This window comes from Giesbergeria sp., assembly GCF_028686475.1.
In the GTDB taxonomy this organism is placed as follows: domain Bacteria; phylum Pseudomonadota; class Gammaproteobacteria; order Burkholderiales; family Burkholderiaceae_C; genus Simplicispira.
The window spans coordinates 1-19013 of sequence record NZ_JAQUCA010000033.1 but is presented as its reverse complement, the minus strand read 5'-3'; the positions used below and the strand labels follow the sequence as shown (position 1 = coordinate 19013).

Genomic DNA, 19013 nt, shown 5'->3' with positions numbered 1-19013 from the left:
TTGCCAATCAAGGCCAGACCGGCCTGGCCGCTCAGGTCGTAGGGCAACTGTTTGAGAATGAAATTGGGCATGGGGATTCACCTGCTGGGTGAACAGTATTTGGAGCCTAAACTATTGATTTCAATAGAGAAACTGGAGATTTTTGACATGAATTCACGGATTCAGGACAAAGATAAGCCCCGAGAACCACCAAAAAGTCAGCCCGCATGAAGGATAACCAATCCAAGCATTTTGATGAGGCGCATTTGCTGCGCCAGCAGTTTGCCCAGTATCCTGGAGGTGCCTTCGAGCAAGCACTGGGCAGCGATGGCTCGTGCCAGAATGTCGTCGTGCGCCAGCTGGCCCAGCGCCTGAGCGCAATATTTTGCTCAACCCACACCACCCAGCTTTCGCCCGTATCGTGATGAGTGCGCCCCAGTCGCTGCAAACTGATATGCGGCGGCTGCGCCAGCTTGGCTGACCTGTTTGCTGGCGCACCGCCTCCGTTGGGCAAAATGCGACAGCCAAGCCTTTCCTTTACCACGCCTTTACGCGCACGACAAGCAGCCCTGACGCGCTGGCGCGATGCTTGCAGCACTACCACGACTCTGGGGGGTCCATGAACGCACACCTGCTAATGATTGAAGACGATGCCCGTTTGGCCCACATGGTGGCCGAATACCTGAGCCAAGCCGCCATGCAGCTTACCCACTGCGCCGATGGCGGCAGCGGTTTAGCGCAGTTGTCCAATGGCACGCGGCTGCCGGATTTGGTGATTTTGGATTTAATGCTGCCCGATATGGATGGCCTAGACGTGTGCCGCACAATTCGCAGTTTGCCCGGTGCAGCAGCGCGGGTGCCAGTGTTGATGCTCACCGCCAAAGGCGACCCCATGGACCGCGTGATTGGGCTAGAACTGGGGGCCGATGATTACCTGCCCAAACCGTTCGAGCCACGCGAGTTGCTGGCACGCATTCGGGCTATTTTGCGCCGCCGCAGCGATGGCCCACCGCCCCACAGCGCACCGATGCGCTTTGGTACGCTAGAAATTGACCGCGACGCGCGCACCGTGGCGGTGGCAGGTCAGCCGTGTGACTTGACCTCGTACCAGTTTGATTTATTGGTCACGCTGGCCGAGCGCGCCGGGCGCGTACTCACGCGCGAGCAAATCATGGAGGCGGTGCGCGGACGCGAGTTAGAAGCCTTTGACCGCTCGATAGATGTCCACATGGGCCGCATCCGCGCTGCGATTGAACAAGATGCCAAAAACCCGCGCCGCATCCTGACCGTGCGCGGAGTGGGCTATGTGTTTGCCAAACAGCAAGATTGAGTGCCGTGCCATGAGGTCCTTGCTGCGTTTATTCTCTCAGCGCCTACACCTGCGTATTTGGCTGGCCGTAGTGAGTGTGGTGGCGCTGCTGATGCTGCTGGTGGGCTGGGCTTGGCGCGTCGCAGCAGAATACCATTTGCAAACCGCTACCCCGGTAGCACGCAACATTTTGTTACGCGATACCAAAGGGGTGCTGATTGGGCATGGCACCGCGCAACGGGTGCCGGGGCCAACGCCGACGTTTCAGTTTCAATTAGACAATGGCCAGTCGTATCGCTTAGAAATGACCACGAGTCCACCACCGCCAGATAAAACCGCCGCTTTTTGGCTGCGTCCACCCTTGGGCTTTGTCTGGATGTTGGGCGTGGTGGGGCTGGCCGTAGCGCTGGGAGCGTTTCCGGTGGTGCGCCGCTTGCTCAAGCGCTTGCAGGTTTTGCAGCGCAGTGTGCAGCGCTTTGGCGAGGGCAATTTAAGCATCCGGGTGCCAGTGCAGGGCGATGATGAGGTGGCCGATTTATCACGCCAGTTCAACGCCGCCGCCAGCCGCATCGAGGCGCTGGTGCAATCGCATAAATCTTTACTGGCCAATGCCTCGCACGAATTGCGCTCACCCTTAACGCGCATCCGCATGGGATTAGAGCTGCTGGACACCGCGCAACCAGCGCCAGCCTTTCGGACTGAGATTTTGCACAACATTGCCGAACTAGACCAATTGGTCGATGAGATTTTGCTGGCCAGCCGCTTGGATGCGCTGGAGGTTGATATTGGCACGGTCGAGCTGGTCGATTTGATTGGATTGGCCGCAGAAGAATGCGCGCGCGTAGGGGCCGATTTGGATGCTGGCACCGACACCCTGGAGGTGGTGGGGGTGGCCAAACTGCTGCGCCGCGCCTTGCGTAATTTGCTAGAAAACGCGCGCCGTTATAGCCAAGGCGATATTACGGTGGTGCTACGCCGCCACGGCGATATGGCCCAAGTGGAAGTCTGTGACCAAGGCCCCGGCGTGCCCGAAGCGCTGCGCGAACGCATTTTTGAGCCATTCTTTAGATTGCCCGGTGCCAGTGAACGCGCTGGGGGGGTGGGCTTGGGGCTGGCGCTGGTGCGCTCGATTGCCTTGCGCCACCAAGGCCGGGTGCATTGCCAAGACCACCTGGGTGGCGGAGCCTGCTTTGTGTTGCGCCTGCCTTTGCAAACCAGCGCCCCTTAGGTCGGCACCGGCTGCACCGGCAGCAAACCATCGGCCATTTCTACCCGGTTGCGCCCGCCACGTTTGGCCGCGTACATGGCTTGGTCGGCCCGGTCAATCAGGGCCTGTGCATCTTGCACGCCTTGCGGAATACAGCCATACACGCCAATGCTGATGGTGACGCGAATGGTTTGGCCCTCCCAAGGTACCGCCAGTTGCTCCACGGTATAGCGCAGATGTTGGGCCAAGGTGGCCGCCCCTGTCATGGGGGTATCGGGCAGCAACACCAAAAACTCTTCACCGCCGTAGCGCCCCAAAGTATCTTGGGCGCGCAAACCCGCTTGCAAGCGCTGCGCCACCGCCTTGAGTACCGCATCACCCGCCAAATGGCCGTAGGTATCATTCACGGCCTTGAACTTGTCAATGTCCGCCATGAGCAAAGACACCGGCCAGTGTCCGCGTGCCGCTTGGGCCAGCACATGCTGGAAGGTATCCAAAAAGGCACTGCGGTTGGGCACCCCCGTCAGGGCATCCAGCCGCGCATGTTGCCGAAATTCGGCCTCGGCTTGCTCGCGCGTCATTAGCACATAACCCAGCGTGACAAACACCAAGCCGACCAAACAGGCCAAATAGGTCAGTACCTGGGGCAATTCTGGCTGGCGGTGTAGTTCCAAGCCCCACTCGCAGCCTCCCCACAGGCAATACAAGCGCACCAAATAGACCAGTGCCATCAGCGTGGCCCCACCCAGCAACAACCAACGCCCACGGTCTAGGGAGGTATTGTGACAACGTAGCGTGCTAGAGGCCACCATCATCCATTGCACCATAAGCACTGCATTGACGCTGGGCACCCGCAGCCGAGGCTGCTCTAAAAAAACCCAAGATAAGCCAGCCACCAACCACACTGGCCCAGCCAAGCACCAAACAGAATAGCGTCGCTGGTGAAAAGAATCCAGCGCTAGCAAAATCAAGACAAACGACAGCGCCAGCAACACATTGCCCAGCCACAGCAGCCAAGGCTGGTGAACCCAGCTGTACAGCCCAAACAGCACAAAACCTGCCGCCACCAGCAGCAACCCAAGGCCCCATAAGGCCAGGCCATCGCGGGTGGGCAAGCGCCAGCCCGACACCAGCACCGCCGAGCCCATAGAGAAGGCCACCACCACAATGGCCAACAACAGCGTGGGCATATCAATCGGCATGGGGGACAATCCTTTCTTGGTACAGGTGCGGGCGCACCCAATAGCCGCCATCTTATGCCTTAGACAAGGTAGCCAAGCCCAAGAACAATACCGCCATGACTCTTTTGAACCTTTGCCATCTTGCCGTTTTTTGGCGCATTGAGAATTTTTAGGCCATGCGTATTCTCAAACTGCTGCGCGACCACTCCACCAACGGCATCACCACCTACCACCGTATGCTCACCCAAGCCCTGCAAGCCCAAGGGCACGCGGTAGCGCTATGGCCGGGCGAGCAAGGCCGCTGGCGGCAAGACCCGCGCACGTGGCTATTGCACCCGCAGTTAGAACCGCTCGTGCGCGGCGCAGTGGCGGCTTGGCGGCCCGATGTGATTTATGTCAGCCACTACACACAAGCCCGGTTAGCACACCGCCTGCGCCAAACCTTGGGCATTCCGTGGGTGGCCTGTATGCACAATGGGCACTCGCCCCAGCGCATGGCGCAATGGGCAGCGCTTTATACCAATGCCAGTGGCATTGTGACGATGAGCAACACCCTAGACCAGATGTATCAAACGCTGGTGCAAGCGCCTTCATGGCCTGTGGGCGTGGCACGTCCGGCCTTTTTACTGAGCCGCTTGCCACTGGCAGCAGCCCCATTGCGTGCGCCCTACCAAGCAGGGCAGCCCTTGGTGTTGAGCTATTGCTCGCGCCTGAGCGGCCAAAAAGGCCCACGGTGCGGCGCTTGGCTGCAAGCCGTGGCCTCTTTGCCCAACGCCGCACAATTCCACTTACAAGTGATTGGCGGTGGCAGCCATTTGGCAGCACTGAAAAAACAAGCACAAGATTTGGGCTTGTCGGTCAACTTTACCGGCATGGTGGCCAACCCAGCGCCCTTGTTAGCGCGCACCGACGTACTCACTGGGGCTGGCTATGCGCTGATGGAAGGGCTGGTGCGTGGCTGTGCCGGGGTGGGTTTGGGCTTTGGCGGCTGCTTTGGGGCCATTACCCCAGAGCGCTTGCCCGAAGCCTTTGCCGTTAATTTTGGCGATCACTGCCCGTATCCACTGCTCGATAGCCCCGAAAGCATCGCCCAAGCCTTGCGCTTGGCTATCGAGCAATACCAGCAAGGCCAAAGTACCATAGTGACCCAACGCTGCCGGGCGCAGTTTGACCCAACCGACATCGCCGCAGAGTTGGCAGTGTTTTTTCAGGCAGTAGCCAAAGCCGCGTAGGGCGTGAACAGGCAGCGCTTAGGGCGTGGGCGTAGCCTGAAACCAACGCAAAAATTTGCGCCGCCGCAACCACCAACCGCGCCGCAAATAAGCACTGGCCAACGCTTCCGGAGAAAGCGGCGAAGCCGCACGAAAATTGTGCCGTAACTGCTCGGCCAGCACCGAGGGTACTGGCCCTGCCGCGCCAGCACCAGACTGGCAGATATAGCGCATAGCCCCCATCAGGCTGCGTGCGGCTTGGTGTGCCAGCGCAAAGCGCAGGGCAGGCTGCTGCGCTAACTGGGGCGCTGTGTGTAGCGCGTGGGCCAAACCGAGCAAGGCGGCTGAAAGGTCTAGCGCCTTCGCGGTGTTCATGGTGGCCAAAATGCTACTGGCACGCTGGCGGTAAGCCACCCAAGGCTGTGGGGCGTAAAAAAAACTGTCGGCACGCAATGCCAGCAGCGGCATGGTGGCCATATCCTCAAAATAGCGCCCCACCGGAAAACGCAAGGCAGCGGCACTGTCTGTGCCAGCCCACAAAGCCCGCCGTGAAATTTTGGACCAAGCATGGAGTTGGCCCATCATCAGCATCCCTGTTAAAAGTTGACTACGCTGGCGCACTAAGCCATCTGCTGGGCCATCAAAGCTGCGCTTGTGGGCCTCGCCGCGCAAACGGTGCTTGAGCTGCACTCGTTCGCGCCACACCTGAAAATCGCACAGCACCACATCGGGTGCGTGCTGGCGCACAATGCCATGTAAATGGGCGATGGCACCGGGCAGCAGTTTGTCGTCCGAATCTAAAAACCACAAATAATCACCCGTGGCGGCATCTATCATGGTGTTGCGCGCCGCACTGAGGCCCGCGTTGTGCTGGTGGCGTAGCAGCTGCAAGCGCCCCGGCCAGCGTGCGCTCAGTTGCTGCATCAAGGCCCACGAGCCATCGGTGGAGCAATCATCCAACACCAACACCTGCACCCCGCCTTCGGGCGGCCATTGCGTTATCACCGAGTTCAGGCATTCTTCAAGGTAGCTTTGCACGTTATAAACGGGCACCAAAATGCTGAGCCACATCATGCGGGCACCACCTCGGGCTTGTCGCTCTGGCCACTTGGCGTGCGTGCGCCCCGTTCTAAACCACGCAGTGCCGCCCACAGCACCGCCACATAAAACACAAAAAACATGATGCCACTGTTGTGGTTAAAAAATGGCTGCGACATGCCAAACACCAAGTAGCATACTGGCACCAAACTGCCCATAGCGCGCAAAGCCAAGGCTTCGTGCCAGTGCCATGAATCTTCGGGCCAGCGTTGCAAGCGTTGCTGGCTGGGCCAAAAAAGGGAAAGCACATAGGCAAACAAAACTGCCTGCAACGCCACCCCCCACAGGCCCACCTTGACCCACACATCCAAAAAATCATTGTGAATTTGTGGGTAATGCACCAGCATCGGCGCAAACTCACCACGGGCTACCCGTTGCTCCATTTCTTGCACAAAGCCATGTGCGCCCCAGCCCAGCCAAGGTTTTTCTGGAATCATCTGCGCGACCAAGCGGTATTGGTCTAGCCGATTGCCTATCGAGGTGTTGCCATTGCGGGTACTCAAGTAGCTTTGTATCTCGGTCACGGCCAGGGCGATTCTTTCGTTGAAGCTGGGGGTAAACGCCAGCACCGCCACCACCACCGCCACCAAAGCCAACGACAACAGCAACAAACGCCCGAACCACTGGGGACGGATTTGCCGCACTTGCAGCAACAACACCGGAAACACCAGCAACAACGCCAGCCAGCCGCCGCGCGATTGCGACAACAACGAAGCAGCTATCCCAGCCACCACCGCCGCGCACATCAGGAGCCGCCAAGTCCAGGCGCGTAGCCGCCAAAACACCGCCACACACACACCAGCCATGCAGGCCAGCAACAAGGCCAAGTTACCCCACTGGATGGCATTGGTAAACCCCGTGGCCCGCTCCAAGCCTTGGCCTGTAGTCTGCCACACCGCCAGCGCCCCCATGCCGATACAGCCCAAGGGCACGCCAGCCATAAAAGCCTTGGGCGGCGGGGGATAGGCCACAATAAAAAACAGGCAAGGGATGCCCAGCAGCCATTTGCTGCCTTTGTCCCAACGCGCCGCGCCGTGGTCTAAAGAGAGCAAAAACCACATGCAGCCCATGCCAGCAAACAACAGCGCCAGCTTGAGCGTGGCAGACTCGGGCGGCTGGCGTAGCCAACGCGGTGCAAAGCACAGCGCGCCCAACAGCAGCAACACTGCCGCATAGGAATAGCCCGAAGGTACCCAAATAGCCAGCGCGGCCAACAAAAAAGCCGCCAGCGCCGTCACTTTGCTGGGAAAATCATTCAGTTTGAGCATAAAGCGGGTGCTGGGGGTACGTTGAGCAAAGCACGGTAGCGCTGCCACATTTGGTCGCGCCCAAAATTTGCCACAGCATGGCGGCGCGCTGCCTGCCCTAAACGCTGGGCCAGCGCCGGGTTTTGTAAAAGCCGCTGCAAGGCATCGGCCAAGGCATTGGCATCGGCATGGGGCACCAGCAAGCCGGTGCGCTCATGGGCGATGAGCTCGCGCACGCCCAGCACTTCTGAGCCAACGCAAGCACAACCAGCAGCCATCGCCTCTACCAAGGCCAAGGGCATCCCTTCCCAATGCGTGGACAACACAAACAACTGGGTCGATGCCAGACGCTGCGGCACATCGGCCACATTGCCCAAAAACTGCACCTGCTCTTGCAAATCGAGTTGACGCACCAAAGCCTCGGCTTGGGCGCGTAGCCGTGCGCTGCCCGCACCCGCCAAATACAGCACCGGCCTGAGGCCCCGTTGGCGCAACAGTGCCAGCGCCTGTATCAGCGTGGCATGGTCTTTTTGCCGGGCAAAACGCGAGGCCATCAGGATAGCCGCCTCGCGCTGCTGCCAATGTGGGGGCAACAAGGCATCAGGAAAGCGCTCCAGCGCAATGCCGTTCGGAATGGCCAAACAACGCTCGGGCGCAAACCCACGCTCTATCAGCGCGGTACGTACCCCTTCGGACACGCCAATACTGGCTTGGGTATAGGGTTGCAGGGCCAAGGCTTGGCGCAAACGCCGGGGGGTATAGCGCTCGTGGGAGTTATGCTCTACATGGTAGATGCACGGCACCCCTTCGGCCACGGCAGCACGCCGCCCCCAAATGTGGTCACTAAAGCCGTGGGCAAACACCACATCAGGCCGCCAAGCACGCATGATTTTGCGTAGCTCCCACACGGTGAGCAGGTGCAGCCAGTTAGACACCACTTGCACTTGCAAGCCTTGGTCGCGCAACTGCTGCACCCGCGCCGCCGAGGTATTGCGCTTGCGGCGCAACACCAACAGCGTTTGTATGCCGGGGTCTTCGCGTGCCGCTAGGCACAAATCCACCGCCACCTGCGTCGCACCCGAAAACCCACCCGTTACAAAATGCAGCACCCTGAGCGGGCGCGCTATATCTTGTGCCTGCATGGCCAAGGGCGGCACTGCACCTTCAGTGGCCGCCGTGGAAATGCTCCCCCGCCTTCAGGCGGTACACCGTGCCACAATAGGGGCACTTGCCCTCGCCGGTATGCGCCACATCCACATAGACTTTAGGATGGGTGTTCCACAGCTTCATGCCCGCTTTGGGGTTGGGGCAAAAAACACCCCCTTGGCGGTTGAGCTCCGAGGCCAACAGTTCAACAACAGCAGCAGCTTGGGACATGGCAATCAGACCTTGGTGAGCCAGTGGGCGTATTGCGGATTGCGGCCATTGACGATGTCAAAGAACGCAGCTTGGATTTTTTCGGTGATGGGACCACGGCTGCCGCAACCGATTTCGAGGCGGTCGAGTTCACGAATGGGCGTGACTTCAGCGGCGGTGCCGGTAAAGAAGGCTTCATCGGCGATATAAACTTCATCGCGCGTGATGCGTTTTTGCACGATTTCCAAGCCCAAATCTTTGGCGATGTGAAAAATGGTGTTGCGCGTGATACCGTTGAGCGCACCGGCTGACAAATCGGGGGTGTAAATCACGCCGTTTTTGATGATGAAAATGTTCTCGCCCGCACCTTCCGAGACAAAACCGGCGGCATCCAGCAGCAGGGCTTCATCGTAGCCATCATCGGTGGCTTCCATGTTGGCCAAGATGGAGTTGCTGTAGTTGCTCACGGCCTTGGCCTGCGTCATGGTGATGTTGACGTGGTGGCGCGTGTAGCTGCTGGTTTTGACGCGGATACCGCGCTTCATGCCTTCTTCGCCCAGGTAAGCACCCCAAGCCCAAGCTGCGGCCATAACGTGGATTTGGTTGCCCTTGGGCGAAACGCCCAACTTTTGGTCACCAATCCAAACCAAGGGGCGAATGTAGCCACTTTCTAACTTGTTCTCGCGGATGACGGCTTTTTGTGCCTCGTTGACCTCTTCTTTGCTGAAGGGCAGCTTCATCCGCAAAATTTTGGCGCTATTGAACAGGCGGTCGGTGTGTTCCTCTAGGCGAAAAACCGCAGTACCGTTGACGGTGTTGTAGGCGCGCACGCCCTCAAAAACACCGCAGCCATAGTGCAGGGTGTGGGTCAGCACGTGGATTTTGGCATCGCGCCAATCCACCATCTGGCCATCCATCCAGATTTTGCCGTCACGGTCGGCCATCGAGGGAATCACGGGGCTCATTGGGGTATCCTTTGGGGGTTGCAGGGAGTCGCAAAACTGACCATTTTACGGCGTAGGGGCCACAGGTGCAGCATCGCGGTGGCCACTCATTTACGCAAATGGCCTTCCGAGTTCACAATGGTCAGTTCGACCCCACCCCAGCCTTGGCGACCATTGGGGCCATAGTTCACGCTCACACCGCCCAAGTCGTAATTACCCAACTGCTGGAGTGCGGCCAAAACGCGCTCGCGCGATGGTGTGCCAGCACGGCGCACCGCCTCGGCTGCAATTTTGGCCCCGGCAAAGCCCTCTAGGCTAGAGTAACTCATCGGCTCTTTCGGCGCAAAGCGGCGCATGGTTTGCTGGTATTCGGTGATGAGTGGCTTGTACATGGTGTAGGGGTAAGGCAACGATTGGCTTAACACCATGCCGCACGCCTTGTCTTTGCCCGCGTGGGCCACCAAATCATCGTGCAGCAACACCGATACGCCGTACATCTGCATCGCACCACCAGGGCCGGCACGCATGGCGCGCACAAACTCGTAGGCCGGGCGACCAGAGGCCAATACCAAGATGGCCTTGGGTTGCGCTGCCGTGGTGTCTTTCACGGCAGCCTGTATGCTGGCCTCTATGTTGTCGGATTTAGCATCGAGTACCGAGTGCGACACCACTTTTAAACCTAGCGCTGGCACACGCTCCAGCGCCAACTTCGACAGCATCGGGCCAAAAGCAATGTTCATGCTGACCACCAAAATGGCATCGCGCCCCCCAATTTTTGGCTTCTTTTAGCAAGGCTTCAATCTCGTTGGCATAACCACTGCGAAACGGAAAAATGTTCGCACCACCGATGACATGCTTAGGCTTTGTTGCACAAACACTACCTCATCGGCCTGTACGGCCCCGCCCAGCACCAGGCCACACAGCAGCACCGTGCCAGATTTGCGAAAAAAAGCCATGGTGTCTCCATCCATTTAATTGCAATAGCGTGTTGTGCAGAAAATTGCATTGAAGGCAAAACAGGTGCAGTGCGTACAACAATGCTAACAATCGCGCTGCTCAGGGGCTAAAAACGCCTCGGCATATTGGCGATAAACCTGCTGGCGCACAAACACCTCGTACAAATCCGGGTCAATGTGGCCACGCTCTTTGAAGCCACGCAAAATATCCAGCGCCTGCGATAACGGCATGGCTTGCTTGTAGGGGCGGTCGTGCGCGGTCAGGGCTTCAAAAATATCGGCAATGCCCATCATGCGCGCTTGCCAGCTCATTTGTTCGCGCTTGAGGCCATTGGGGTAGCCGGTGCCATCCATGCGCTCATGGTGGCCGCCCGCATATTCGGGCACATTTTGCAAATGCTGCGGCCACGGCAGGCTTTGCAGCATTTTGATGGTGGCCACAATATGGTGGTTAATGATTTCACGCTCGGCCGCATTGAGGGTACCAGCACGTACCATCAGGTTGTCTATTTCTTCGTCGCTGAGCAACGCGGCCTCGGTGCCAGCGGGGGTTTGCCAGCGGTAATGGCTGCCAATGTGGCGCACGCGCTGCACATCGGCCTCGGCCATGCGCTCACCGCCCAAATTGGCACGGTGCAAAAAGTCGCGGTCGGCATCGCATTGGGCGCAAAAGGCAGCGCATTCTGCTTGGGCTTGGGCGGCAGCGGCCCCTTGGGCAATCGCTTGCCACTGGCGCACCAAGGCATCGCGCTTTATGACTTCCCAGCGGGTATCAATTTCGTGAATGCGGTCGTACAAGGTTTGCAGTTTGGTGGCCTTGTCCACCACATGCACGGGCGTGGTCACCTTGCCACAATCGTGCAGCAGGGCGGCAATGCGTAACTCGTAAAAATCTTTATCGCTTAAATGCACCTGCGCCAGTGGCCCCTCTTGCGTGGCATTGACGGCACGCGCCAGCATCATGGTCAGTTCGGGCACGCGCTGGCAGTGGCCGCCGGTGTAGGGCGATTTATCATCAATGGCCACGTTAATGGCCTGAATGAAGCCTTCAAACAAGGCCTCCAATTGGTAGAGTAATTGCCGATTGTTCAACACAATCGCGGCTTGCGAGGCCAAAGACTCGGCCAAGCGCTGGTCAGCCTGCGAGAACACGCACACCTGCCCCGTGTCAGGGTGTAGCGCATTGAGCAGCTGCAATACGCCAATCAAATTGCCCTCGTGGTTTTTCATGGGCACGGTCAGAAACGACTGCGAGCGGTAGCCGGTGCGCTGGTCAAAAGCGCGCGTGCCCGAAAAATCAAAACCCTCGGCGGTGTAAGCGTCTGGAATATTGACGGTTTGGCCGGTATTGGCCGCAAAAGCGGCCACCAGATGGTTATTGGGGCTGCCATCGGCAGTTTGCAGCGGCAGGTCGTGAAACAAGCCAGAAATCGGTAAACCCGTGGTGCCCCCCAAGGCAATCCCCAGCGAGTCGGTCCGCACAATTTCAAAATGCAGATGCTGGCCTTCTTTGGTCAGCAAATACAAAGTGCCGCCATCGGCATGGGTGATGGCCTTGGCCGCTAGTAAAATTTTTTCTAGCAGACGATTGAGGTCGCGCTCGCTGGACAGGGCAGCGCCAATCTCGTTGAGCTGCTCAAAACGCCGAAACAAATCGTCGATAGTTTCCATCATGGCCACCCTTGGTTGTTTGCTGCCATGCTGCTATGGCAGCACAGCAGCAGGCGGTTGTAGCGCGCCAGCCTCAGTGCTGATGGCCGTGGGCGCTGTGGACATGCCCGTGCTCAATTTCGCTCGCCGTGGCGGGGCGCACTTCTAGCACGGTGCCCTGAAAACGCAGCGCCTGACCGGCCAGCGGGTGGTTGCCATCCAAATGCACCTCGGGGCCTTTGATTTTGACCACGCGGTACATCTGCGGCTGGCCGTCTGTACCGGGGCCTTGCAATTGACCGCCCACCTTCACCCCCGGAGGAAACTCGCTTTTGGGGATAGTACGCACCAGAGATTCATCGCGTGCGCCAAAGGCATCTTCCACGGCTAAATCAACCGTGGCGCTAAAGCCCACGCTTTGGCCATCGAACGCGGCTTCAATTTTCGGAAAAATGCCCTCGTAACCCCCGTGCAGATAGGCCAAGGTGCCCGCATCTAGCGGTTTGCCTTGCGGGGTGGTAATTTGGTAGCGAACGGTGACAGCGGCATCTTCGGTAATTTGCATAAAGCTGCTTTCTGGGTACTTGAATGAAATTTAATGGTTAGATGGGGCCAGCGTCGGTTGCAACGGTGGCGAATCCATGCCGCGCAGACTTACACCGCCCGATTGGCGCATATTGCGGTCGCCCAGCACAGGTTTGTTGTAGGCCGTGCCCAGCATTTGCCGCCACGGCTCTAGTTTGCTGCGTAACTCGTCGGCATTGATGATGTCGGCCTCGTAGCGCTGCAACACGCGCCAGCCGGTTTCGATGATTTTGGCGTTCAAGCTGGCCACGCCTTGGGCCAGCAGAGTTTCTACGGTTTTTTGCGGTTCGCCATTGCGGCTCGGGGCCAGGGCTTGCTCTAGCAGGCGCAACACTTGGGTGTTACAGGCGGTCAAAATTTCGGACATCACGGGGTGCTTTTTGGCCGCCCCCACCAGCAACTCGGCCATTGCCATCGAGGTAGCAAAGCGCATCCCCAAGGTACGCACCATGCCTTCCATCTCTGCAAAGACCACATTGCGCGTGGACAGCAGCGCAAACACCGACAACAGATTGCAAGCCGCTTCAAAATCAAAATCGGGTTCTAGGATGGCTTTGGTGAGCAACTCTAGCGCCTGCAAAGTTTCAGGCTCGCCTTGCTGCATACAGGCATCCAATACGCGCAGGGCCTGCACCATGCGTTGCAAGCGCACCGATTCGGGGTTGCGGTCGGCCATTTGTTGCAGCTCATTCAAAAAGCTGCGTACTTGTTTAGGCTCGTCAATCTCAAAACGTTGCATCGCCAGCAGCGCCAAGGTTTGACCGTCAAACATTTTGGAACCTAAGCCCAAGCGGCGCGCGCGCTCTAGCAGGTTCAGGGCTTTTTCTTTGTCGCCCAAATACCAAGCCAACATGCCGTGGCGCTGTAAACGGGCAATCGAGGTGGGCGTGAGGTCGGTGGCAGATTGGTGTGCTTTCAGGGCTTCTTCAAACTGGCCCATCTCCATCAGGGTACGCGCCAAGTTATCGTAGGCATCGGCGTAGCCATGCTCTTCTTCTACCAGCTTTTCTAGCAGCGGCTTGGCTTTGTGCGCTTGGCCCATTTCTAGCTGTACACGCGCCAAGCCCAAGCGCGCCCAAGCCGGGTTGTCGATGGCAATCACATCTTGGTACAGATGCTCGGCTTGCTCAAATTTAGCCAAACGCAACAACAATTCAGCGCCGACGCGAGCGGCAAACATATGGTATTGGCCGCGCTCGTAAAAGCGCGAGAGGCACAGTTGCAGCGTGCGTTCAAACTCTTGCAAATCGACCGCTTGGTAGATGTCTTGCAGCGCCACTTTGCGCTTGCGCGCTTGCGAGATGCGCTCTTGCAGCCGTGCTGCCGTGAACGGCTTGAGCAGATAGCAATCGAGCATCGACTCAGCCGCCTCGGACACTTTACTGTACGAGGCTTCGGAAGTTACCATGATAAAAATGGTAGCCAGCGGCAACATACCTCCCCGGCGCAGGTCGTCCAGCAAGTCTTGCCCAGTCACGGATTCTTGTGGAAAATTCTGCTCGCACAGCACAATGTCGAAGGTTTGCGCCTCTAGGTGCTTGCGCGCATCACTGGCGCGCGAGACCTGTCGGATGGATTTCACCCCCAGTTCGCGCAGCTGCGCGCCCATCACACTGCGGGTAGTCGTATTAGCATCTGCAACCAAGGCCGTAGCCTGGGTGAAGTCATTGGTCAAGGATTTGGAAGGCCAGCTCATAACCCGATTTTGCCCCGATAGCGTTGACAATGGCGCAAATGCTGACAATCTAGCAAAAAACTGCCCCCTAATCGGCTGTTTTAGCCTCCTTTACGGCAGCACCCTAGCCCCAGAGACCGAAAAACCATGCTTCCAAACCATCTTGCCTTGCGCTTGCGTGCGCTGGCCTTGTCGGTAGCGCTGGCCACCACGGGCCTTGCACCCAGCACCCCAGCATGGGCCGGGCCGGGCTTGCCCAGCTTGGGCGAGGGCGCAGACCTCAGCCCCAGCACCGAGCGCCAATTGGGCGATAGCATCATCCGCACCCTGTACCGCGACCCAGACTATCTGGATGACCCGGTGCTACAAGACTATGTGCAAACCCAATGGCAGGCACTGCTGGCCGCTGCGCGCACACGCGGCGAGCTGCCCCCAGAACTCGACGAACACTTTGCTTGGCAAGTGCTGTTGGGGCGCGACCGCTCCGTCAATGCCTTTGCCCTGCCCGGTGGCTATTTGGGCGTGCATTTGGGCTTATTGGCCGTGGTGGGCAGCCGGGACGAGTTGGCCTCGGTGCTGGCGCACGAACTCAGCCACGTCACGCAGCGGCACATTGCCCGCTTGCTCATGCAGCAAAACCGGCAAACACCGCTGTTGTTGGGCACGCTGGTACTGGCCATGCTGGCAGCCAGCAAAAATCCAGAGGCAGCCCAAGCCATCAGCGTGGGCGGGCAAGCCCTAGCGGTGCAAAATCAGCTCAACTTCTCACGCGATATGGAACGCGAGGCCGACCGCGTCGGCTACGGCCTGATGGCCCCGGCCGGTTTTGCACCACAAGGCTTTGTCGGCATGTTTGAAAAGCTGCAACAAGCCAACCGCCTCAATGACAACGGCTCTTGGCCCTATTTGCGTAGCCACCCCCTGACCACCCAGCGCGTAGCCGATATGCAAGCGCGCTTGCCACTGCATTCACCCAGCAAAGAAACCAAAGAAGCCAGCGTACCAACGCTAGAACATGCCATGCTGACCGCGCGCGCGCGCGTGTTCTCGCGCCCCGGTGTCGATAGACTGCGCCAGTGGCTGGCCGAACCACAAAGCAGCGGCTTTGGCCAGCGCTCCACCGCACAGCAAGTGGGCGCACTGTATGCCGCCATTTTGAGTGCCGATGCCCTACGCGAGCCACGCCAAGCACGCCAATGGCTACCGCGCTTACACGCTTTGGTACAACAGGATGCGCGCGCCACCACCTTGGCCCAATGGCTAGAAGCTGAAGTAGAGCTGGCCGCTGGTGATGCCGCCAGCGCGTGGCGCAAACTACCCCCTTTGGGCAAAGAAGACAGACCGGGCCTGTTGTTGCGCGCACGCATTGCCAGCACGCTAGGGCGCGCCCCAGACGTGCTAGAACCACTGCAAACTTGGGTCAGCCTTTATCCGCAAGATGCCAGCGCGTGGCAAGCCTTGGCCAGCGCTTGGCAAGCCCAAGGCCAAACCTTGCGTGCTATCCGCGCCGAAGCCGAAGTTCATGCCGCCCACCACGACTACACCGCCGCGATAGACCGCCTGAAAGCTGGGCAAGATTGGGCGCGCCAAAGCCGCAACGCACAAGATTTTGTCGAAGCCTCCATCATCGACACCCGCCTGCGCGCCATGCAAGCACTGGCCCAAGAACAAGCCGCCCTGCAAGTGCGCTAAACCGCTGGTATGGAGAGGAGGGAATCACTTTTTTAGTGGGCCGCTGGGGAAGCAGCCGTGCGGCGCGCCAAAATCAGCTTACCCAAACCCAGCACCAGCAGGGCACCGCCCACACTGGCCGCATACTTTAGGGTGTCAGACTGGGGCAACTTGAGCATCCATTGCCATTTATCCGGGTTGGCCAAGGCCGGGTCAGAGACCAACATACCACCCGCAATCCAGCCCAACAACATCCCGCCCAAAGTAATAATGACAGGGAAACGCTCCATCAGCGTAATCACCAACTGGCTACCCCAGACAATGATGGGGATAGAAATCAGCAAGCCCAGCGTGACCAACAGCAACTGATGGTCGCCCGCATTTTGTGCTGCACCAGCAATGGCAATCACGTTGTCCACACTCATCACCAAATCGGCCACGATGATGGTTTTGATGGCCGCCAGCAGCTTATCGCTGCCTTGCACATCCCCATGACCTTCTTCATCCGGGGCCAGCAATTTCACCCCAATCCAGACCAGCAGCAGCGCGCCAGTAAATTTCAGGAATGGCAGTGCCAACAGCGTCATGGCAAACGCAATCAAAATCACACGCAAGATGATGGCCCCTGCCGTACCCCAAATAATCCCTTTGCGGCGCTGCTCGGGCGGTAACTTGCGGCAAGCCAAGGCAATCACCACCGCGTTGTCGCCCCCCAACAAAATATCAATAATGATAATTTGGCCTAAAGCAAGCCAAAATTCGGGCGCAAATAAAAAGTCCATAAAAAATTCTCAATCACAGTAAACGGAAGGGCAGGCATCACCACATTGATCATGCTTACCCGATACGGAGAGTATGAGGCCACACACCGCCTTGGGCAGGGGGATATTGCAAAGGCCGCCACCGACAGCAGGCCATGTTGTGCCAACATAGCACCCATGAACCCGACGATTGAACAACTTCAGACCCTGTGCGCGATTGCACAAGCCGCTGGCCAGCACATCATGGACGTTTATGCCCAAGATTTTGCCAGCTGGCAAAAAGACGATGCCTCCCCCCTGACCGAGGCCGACCTGCGCGCGGACCGCTGCATCCGCGCTGGTTTAGAAAGCGCATTTCCGGGGATTTTTATTTGGTCAGAAGAATCCATATCGACCGGCACACGCCACGCCGAGACCTTTTTTCTGGTGGACCCCCTCGATGGCACCAAAGAATTTGTGCAGCGCAGTGGCGAGTTTACCGTCAACATCGCCCTCATCCACCAAGGCCAGCCCGTGGCCGGAGTCGTGCTGGCCCCCGCCACAGGAGAATTATTTTATGCCGCCCAAGGCTTGGGCGCGTGGCAAAGCCAAGCCAACGAAGCCACCGGCGCGCTGGCCCTGCGCGTAGCCCCGGCGCGCAGCGGTGCGCCACTGCGCGTGCTGGGTAGCCGCTCGCATGGTGGCCCCGCATTGGCAGCTTGGCTGGCCCAATTGCCGCTGGCACATGATTTTGTCGCCGCTGGCAGCTCACTCAAATTTTGCCGTATTGCCCAAGGCCAAGCCGACATCTACCCCCGTTTTGGCCCCACCAGCCAATGGGACACCGCTGCTGCCCAGTGCGTGCTAGAACAAGCCGGAGGCCACGTGTACGATTTTGCGGGTCAACGCTTACGCTATGGCTTGCAGCGCCCGATACTTAACCCCGAGTTTCTGGCCGTAGGCGATGCACAATGGTTACAAAATTTAACGCCCCTCCAAGCCACAACCCAGCACCCATGAGCAGCCTGCAACGACTGACCACTGAATACGTCGAAACCGAAGACCGCATTCGCATCACCGGCGAACTAAGCAACTCCGCTGATGATGCGCCCACAGCACCCACCGTGGTACTGTGGCTAACGCAACGCCTACTCAACCGCTTGCTACCGCACCTGTTCAGTTGGCTACAACAACACGACAGCCCACCCAGTTGGGGCGATGAAGCCGTACAAGGCTTTGCCCAACAAACCGCCGTAGCTGCCTTGCAGGCACAGGCAGCAGAGCCGGTGTGCAGTGCTGCACAAAGCCCCTCTTGGTTGGTGCATAGCCTGCAATTGAGCAGCACGCCAGAACAATTGCAATTGCACTTCCCAACAGCCACCCAGCAACCCACCGAGCGCATCAGCCTCACTTTGGCGGCACAACCCCTGCGCCAGTGGCTGCACATCGTTTACGACCTGTACGTGCGTGCTGGCTGGCCGGTGGCACTGTGGCCGCAATGGTTGGTAGAGACAAAACAGCTGGGCAGCGCCCGTCCAAACACTTGGCTGCACTAGCACCGTGGCACAAATTACGCTGGCCGATTTAGAGGCCGCCATCAATTATTGGCGCAAATTGCAGCCAGCCACCTTAGGGCAACCCTTGGCTGCACCGCTACAAGCACTGGCACCAACTTATGCGCTGCTTGCCTTGGCGCGCGCATCAGGCATCGAAGAAAGCGATTTACCTGCTGCAAGCCAACAAGCTTGGCTGGCATGGTACACCAGCACCCCTGATACCCCCTGCATTGCCATCTGCTCCACCAGCCAAGGCGATGAACACTGCAAAGGCTGTGGCCGCAGTTTTACCGAGGTACAACACTGGTTGGCTTTTAGCCCAGCAGAAAAACGTGCAGTTTGGCACCGCATTCTGGCCCAAGGCAGCGCATGGCGCTTTAATCGCTACGCTGAGCGGGCTTGATTTTATAGGGTGGTAGGCCGTGTTGGACTTGAACCAACGACCAAAGGATTATGAGTCCTCTGCTCTAACCAACTGAGCTAACGGCCCCCGTCAGCCATTGTAGCCAAAATATAGGCATAAAAAGCAAAACCCCTCTAACCGATAAAAGTTAGAGGGGTGCGCTTGGTGTAATGAGCCTGACGATGACCTACTTTCACACGGGAACCCGCACTATCATCGGCGCAAAGTCGTTTCACTGTCCTGTT

At 58.4% G+C, this 19013-nt stretch carries 20 protein-coding genes and 1 tRNA gene; 8 read left to right on the top strand and 13 right to left on the bottom strand.

What is annotated here, in order from left to right; genetic code table 11:
- Positions 1-206: 206 nt before the first annotated feature.
- The 3 genes from PHX60_RS14920 to PHX60_RS14910 all read left to right on the top strand — a co-directional run bounded on the left by PHX60_RS14920 (position 207) and on the right by PHX60_RS14910 (position 2516).
- Positions 207-404: a hypothetical protein gene (locus PHX60_RS14920; RefSeq protein ID WP_300079346.1), complete on the top strand. Its 198-nt coding sequence runs from the start codon at positions 207-209 to the stop codon at positions 402-404.
- Between the two features lie 194 nt (positions 405-598).
- Complete coding sequence (locus PHX60_RS14915; RefSeq protein ID WP_300079343.1) at positions 599-1309, top strand: response regulator transcription factor; 711 nt, start codon at positions 599-601, stop codon at positions 1307-1309.
- A 10-nt stretch (positions 1310-1319) separates the two neighbouring features.
- Positions 1320-2516, top strand: coding sequence for an ATP-binding protein (locus tag PHX60_RS14910; protein WP_300079341.1), 1197 nt, complete (start codon positions 1320-1322; stop codon positions 2514-2516).
- Here PHX60_RS14910 and PHX60_RS14905 read toward each other — a convergent pair.
- Positions 2513-3697 carry a GGDEF domain-containing protein gene (locus PHX60_RS14905; RefSeq protein ID WP_300079339.1) on the bottom strand — a complete coding sequence of 395 codons (1185 nt, stop codon included), beginning with the start codon at positions 3695-3697 and terminating at the stop codon, positions 2513-2515. The two genes, PHX60_RS14910 and PHX60_RS14905, sit on opposite strands and share 4 nt — an antisense overlap.
- 155 nt (positions 3698-3852) lie before the next feature.
- On the opposite strand from PHX60_RS14905, the gene PHX60_RS14900 reads away from it, so the two are divergent.
- Positions 3853-4908, top strand: coding sequence for a glycosyltransferase (locus PHX60_RS14900; protein ID WP_300079336.1), 1056 nt, complete (start codon positions 3853-3855; stop codon positions 4906-4908).
- 18 nt (positions 4909-4926) lie between these two features.
- Here PHX60_RS14900 and PHX60_RS14895 read toward each other — a convergent pair whose 3' ends face one another.
- The 10 genes from PHX60_RS14895 to PHX60_RS14850 form a co-directional block, all read right to left on the bottom strand.
- Positions 4927-5961, bottom strand: a complete 1035-nt coding sequence (locus PHX60_RS14895; protein WP_300079334.1) for a glycosyltransferase family 2 protein — start codon at positions 5959-5961, stop codon at positions 4927-4929.
- A complete protein-coding gene (locus PHX60_RS14890) occupies positions 5958-7253 on the bottom strand; it encodes an O-antigen ligase family protein (RefSeq protein ID WP_300079332.1) in 1296 nt (431 codons plus the stop codon). The genes PHX60_RS14895 and PHX60_RS14890 overlap by 4 nt, the downstream gene beginning before the upstream one ends.
- Positions 7241-8374 carry a glycosyltransferase gene (locus PHX60_RS14885; RefSeq protein WP_300079330.1) on the bottom strand — a complete coding sequence of 378 codons (1134 nt, stop codon included), beginning with the start codon at positions 8372-8374 and terminating at the stop codon, positions 7241-7243. The genes PHX60_RS14890 and PHX60_RS14885 overlap by 13 nt, the downstream gene beginning before the upstream one ends.
- Positions 8375-8396: 22 nt before the next feature.
- Entirely contained in the window at positions 8397-8609 is a 213-nt protein-coding gene (locus tag PHX60_RS14880; RefSeq protein ID WP_300079328.1) for a zinc-finger domain-containing protein, read from the bottom strand.
- A 5-nt stretch (positions 8610-8614) separates the two neighbouring features.
- A complete protein-coding gene (locus tag PHX60_RS14875) occupies positions 8615-9553 on the bottom strand; it encodes a branched-chain amino acid transaminase (RefSeq protein WP_300079326.1) in 939 nt (312 codons plus the stop codon).
- Between the two features lie 86 nt (positions 9554-9639).
- Positions 9640-10272 carry an ABC transporter substrate-binding protein gene (locus tag PHX60_RS14870; RefSeq protein WP_300079324.1) on the bottom strand — a complete coding sequence of 211 codons (633 nt, stop codon included), beginning with the start codon at positions 10270-10272 and terminating at the stop codon, positions 9640-9642.
- A gap of 45 nt (positions 10273-10317) precedes the next feature.
- On the bottom strand, positions 10318-10488 hold the full coding sequence (locus PHX60_RS14865; RefSeq protein ID WP_300079322.1) for a hypothetical protein: 171 nt from the start codon (positions 10486-10488) through the stop codon (positions 10318-10320).
- 84 nt (positions 10489-10572) lie between these two features.
- A complete protein-coding gene (locus tag PHX60_RS14860; protein ID WP_300079320.1) occupies positions 10573-12162 on the bottom strand; it encodes an HD family phosphohydrolase in 1590 nt (529 codons plus the stop codon).
- Between the two features lie 70 nt (positions 12163-12232).
- Complete coding sequence (locus tag PHX60_RS14855; RefSeq protein ID WP_300079317.1) at positions 12233-12703, bottom strand: peptidylprolyl isomerase; 471 nt, start codon at positions 12701-12703, stop codon at positions 12233-12235.
- 30 nt (positions 12704-12733) lie between these two features.
- Positions 12734-14419 carry a response regulator gene (locus PHX60_RS14850; RefSeq protein ID WP_300079315.1) on the bottom strand — a complete coding sequence of 562 codons (1686 nt, stop codon included), beginning with the start codon at positions 14417-14419 and terminating at the stop codon, positions 12734-12736.
- 126 nt (positions 14420-14545) lie between these two features.
- Here PHX60_RS14850 and PHX60_RS14845 point away from each other — a divergent pair, with 126 nt between their 5' ends.
- Positions 14546-16090: a M48 family metalloprotease gene (locus tag PHX60_RS14845; protein WP_300079313.1), complete on the top strand. Its 1545-nt coding sequence runs from the start codon at positions 14546-14548 to the stop codon at positions 16088-16090.
- A gap of 32 nt (positions 16091-16122) precedes the next feature.
- Here the strand turns inward: PHX60_RS14845 and PHX60_RS14840 are convergent, their stop codons facing one another.
- Positions 16123-16851, bottom strand: a complete 729-nt coding sequence (locus PHX60_RS14840; RefSeq protein WP_300079311.1) for a TerC family protein — start codon at positions 16849-16851, stop codon at positions 16123-16125.
- A gap of 156 nt (positions 16852-17007) precedes the next feature.
- On the opposite strand from PHX60_RS14840, the gene cysQ reads away from it, so the two are divergent.
- From cysQ to PHX60_RS14825, 3 genes are read left to right on the top strand one after another with little or no spacing between them, the layout of a single operon-like run.
- A complete protein-coding gene (gene cysQ / locus PHX60_RS14835) occupies positions 17008-17829 on the top strand; it encodes a 3'(2'),5'-bisphosphate nucleotidase CysQ (protein ID WP_300079309.1) in 822 nt (273 codons plus the stop codon).
- On the top strand, positions 17826-18365 hold the full coding sequence (locus tag PHX60_RS14830) for a hypothetical protein (RefSeq protein WP_300079307.1): 540 nt from the start codon (positions 17826-17828) through the stop codon (positions 18363-18365). Before cysQ ends, PHX60_RS14830 begins: the two co-directional genes overlap by 4 nt.
- Positions 18366-18369: 4 nt before the next feature.
- Positions 18370-18768: a DUF3717 domain-containing protein gene (locus PHX60_RS14825; protein WP_300079304.1), complete on the top strand. Its 399-nt coding sequence runs from the start codon at positions 18370-18372 to the stop codon at positions 18766-18768.
- A gap of 10 nt (positions 18769-18778) precedes the next feature.
- On the opposite strand, the gene PHX60_RS14820 is transcribed toward PHX60_RS14825, so the two are convergent.
- Positions 18779-18855 (bottom strand) — tRNA-Ile (locus tag PHX60_RS14820).
- Between the last annotated feature and the right edge of the window lie 158 nt (positions 18856-19013).

Bases quoted from the DNA above. Each gene is read 5' to 3' on its own strand.
- PHX60_RS14895 (WP_300079334.1), bottom strand. From the start codon at position 5,961: ATGATGTGGCTCAGCATTTTGGTGCCCGTTTATAACGTGCAAAGCTAC.
- PHX60_RS14880 (WP_300079328.1), bottom strand. From the start codon at position 8,609: ATGTCCCAAGCTGCTGCTGTTGTTGAACTGTTGGCCTCGGAGCTCAAC.
- PHX60_RS14870 (WP_300079324.1), bottom strand. From the start codon at position 10,272: ATGAACATTGCTTTTGGCCCGATGCTGTCGAAGTTGGCGCTGGAGCGT.
- PHX60_RS14875 (WP_300079326.1), bottom strand. From the start codon at position 9,553: ATGAGCCCCGTGATTCCCTCGATGGCCGACCGTGACGGCAAAATCTGG.
- PHX60_RS14890 (WP_300079332.1), bottom strand. From the start codon at position 7,253: ATGCTCAAACTGAATGATTTTCCCAGCAAAGTGACGGCGCTGGCGGCT.
- PHX60_RS14865 (WP_300079322.1), bottom strand. From the start codon at position 10,488: ATGGCTTTTTTTCGCAAATCTGGCACGGTGCTGCTGTGTGGCCTGGTG.
- PHX60_RS14840 (WP_300079311.1), bottom strand. From the start codon at position 16,851: ATGGACTTTTTATTTGCGCCCGAATTTTGGCTTGCTTTAGGCCAAATT.
- PHX60_RS14845 (WP_300079313.1), top strand. From the start codon at position 14,546: ATGCTTCCAAACCATCTTGCCTTGCGCTTGCGTGCGCTGGCCTTGTCG.
- PHX60_RS14905 (WP_300079339.1), bottom strand. From the start codon at position 3,697: ATGCCGATTGATATGCCCACGCTGTTGTTGGCCATTGTGGTGGTGGCC.
- PHX60_RS14900 (WP_300079336.1), top strand. From the start codon at position 3,853: ATGCGTATTCTCAAACTGCTGCGCGACCACTCCACCAACGGCATCACC.
- PHX60_RS14920 (WP_300079346.1), top strand. From the start codon at position 207: ATGAAGGATAACCAATCCAAGCATTTTGATGAGGCGCATTTGCTGCGC.
- PHX60_RS14860 (WP_300079320.1), bottom strand. From the start codon at position 12,162: ATGATGGAAACTATCGACGATTTGTTTCGGCGTTTTGAGCAGCTCAAC.
- PHX60_RS14910 (WP_300079341.1), top strand. From the start codon at position 1,320: ATGAGGTCCTTGCTGCGTTTATTCTCTCAGCGCCTACACCTGCGTATT.
- PHX60_RS14885 (WP_300079330.1), bottom strand. From the start codon at position 8,374: ATGCAGGCACAAGATATAGCGCGCCCGCTCAGGGTGCTGCATTTTGTA.
- PHX60_RS14915 (WP_300079343.1), top strand. From the start codon at position 599: ATGAACGCACACCTGCTAATGATTGAAGACGATGCCCGTTTGGCCCAC.
- PHX60_RS14855 (WP_300079317.1), bottom strand. From the start codon at position 12,703: ATGCAAATTACCGAAGATGCCGCTGTCACCGTTCGCTACCAAATTACC.
- PHX60_RS14830 (WP_300079307.1), top strand. From the start codon at position 17,826: ATGAGCAGCCTGCAACGACTGACCACTGAATACGTCGAAACCGAAGAC.
- PHX60_RS14850 (WP_300079315.1), bottom strand. From the start codon at position 14,419: ATGAGCTGGCCTTCCAAATCCTTGACCAATGACTTCACCCAGGCTACG.
- cysQ (WP_300079309.1), top strand. From the start codon at position 17,008: ATGAACCCGACGATTGAACAACTTCAGACCCTGTGCGCGATTGCACAA.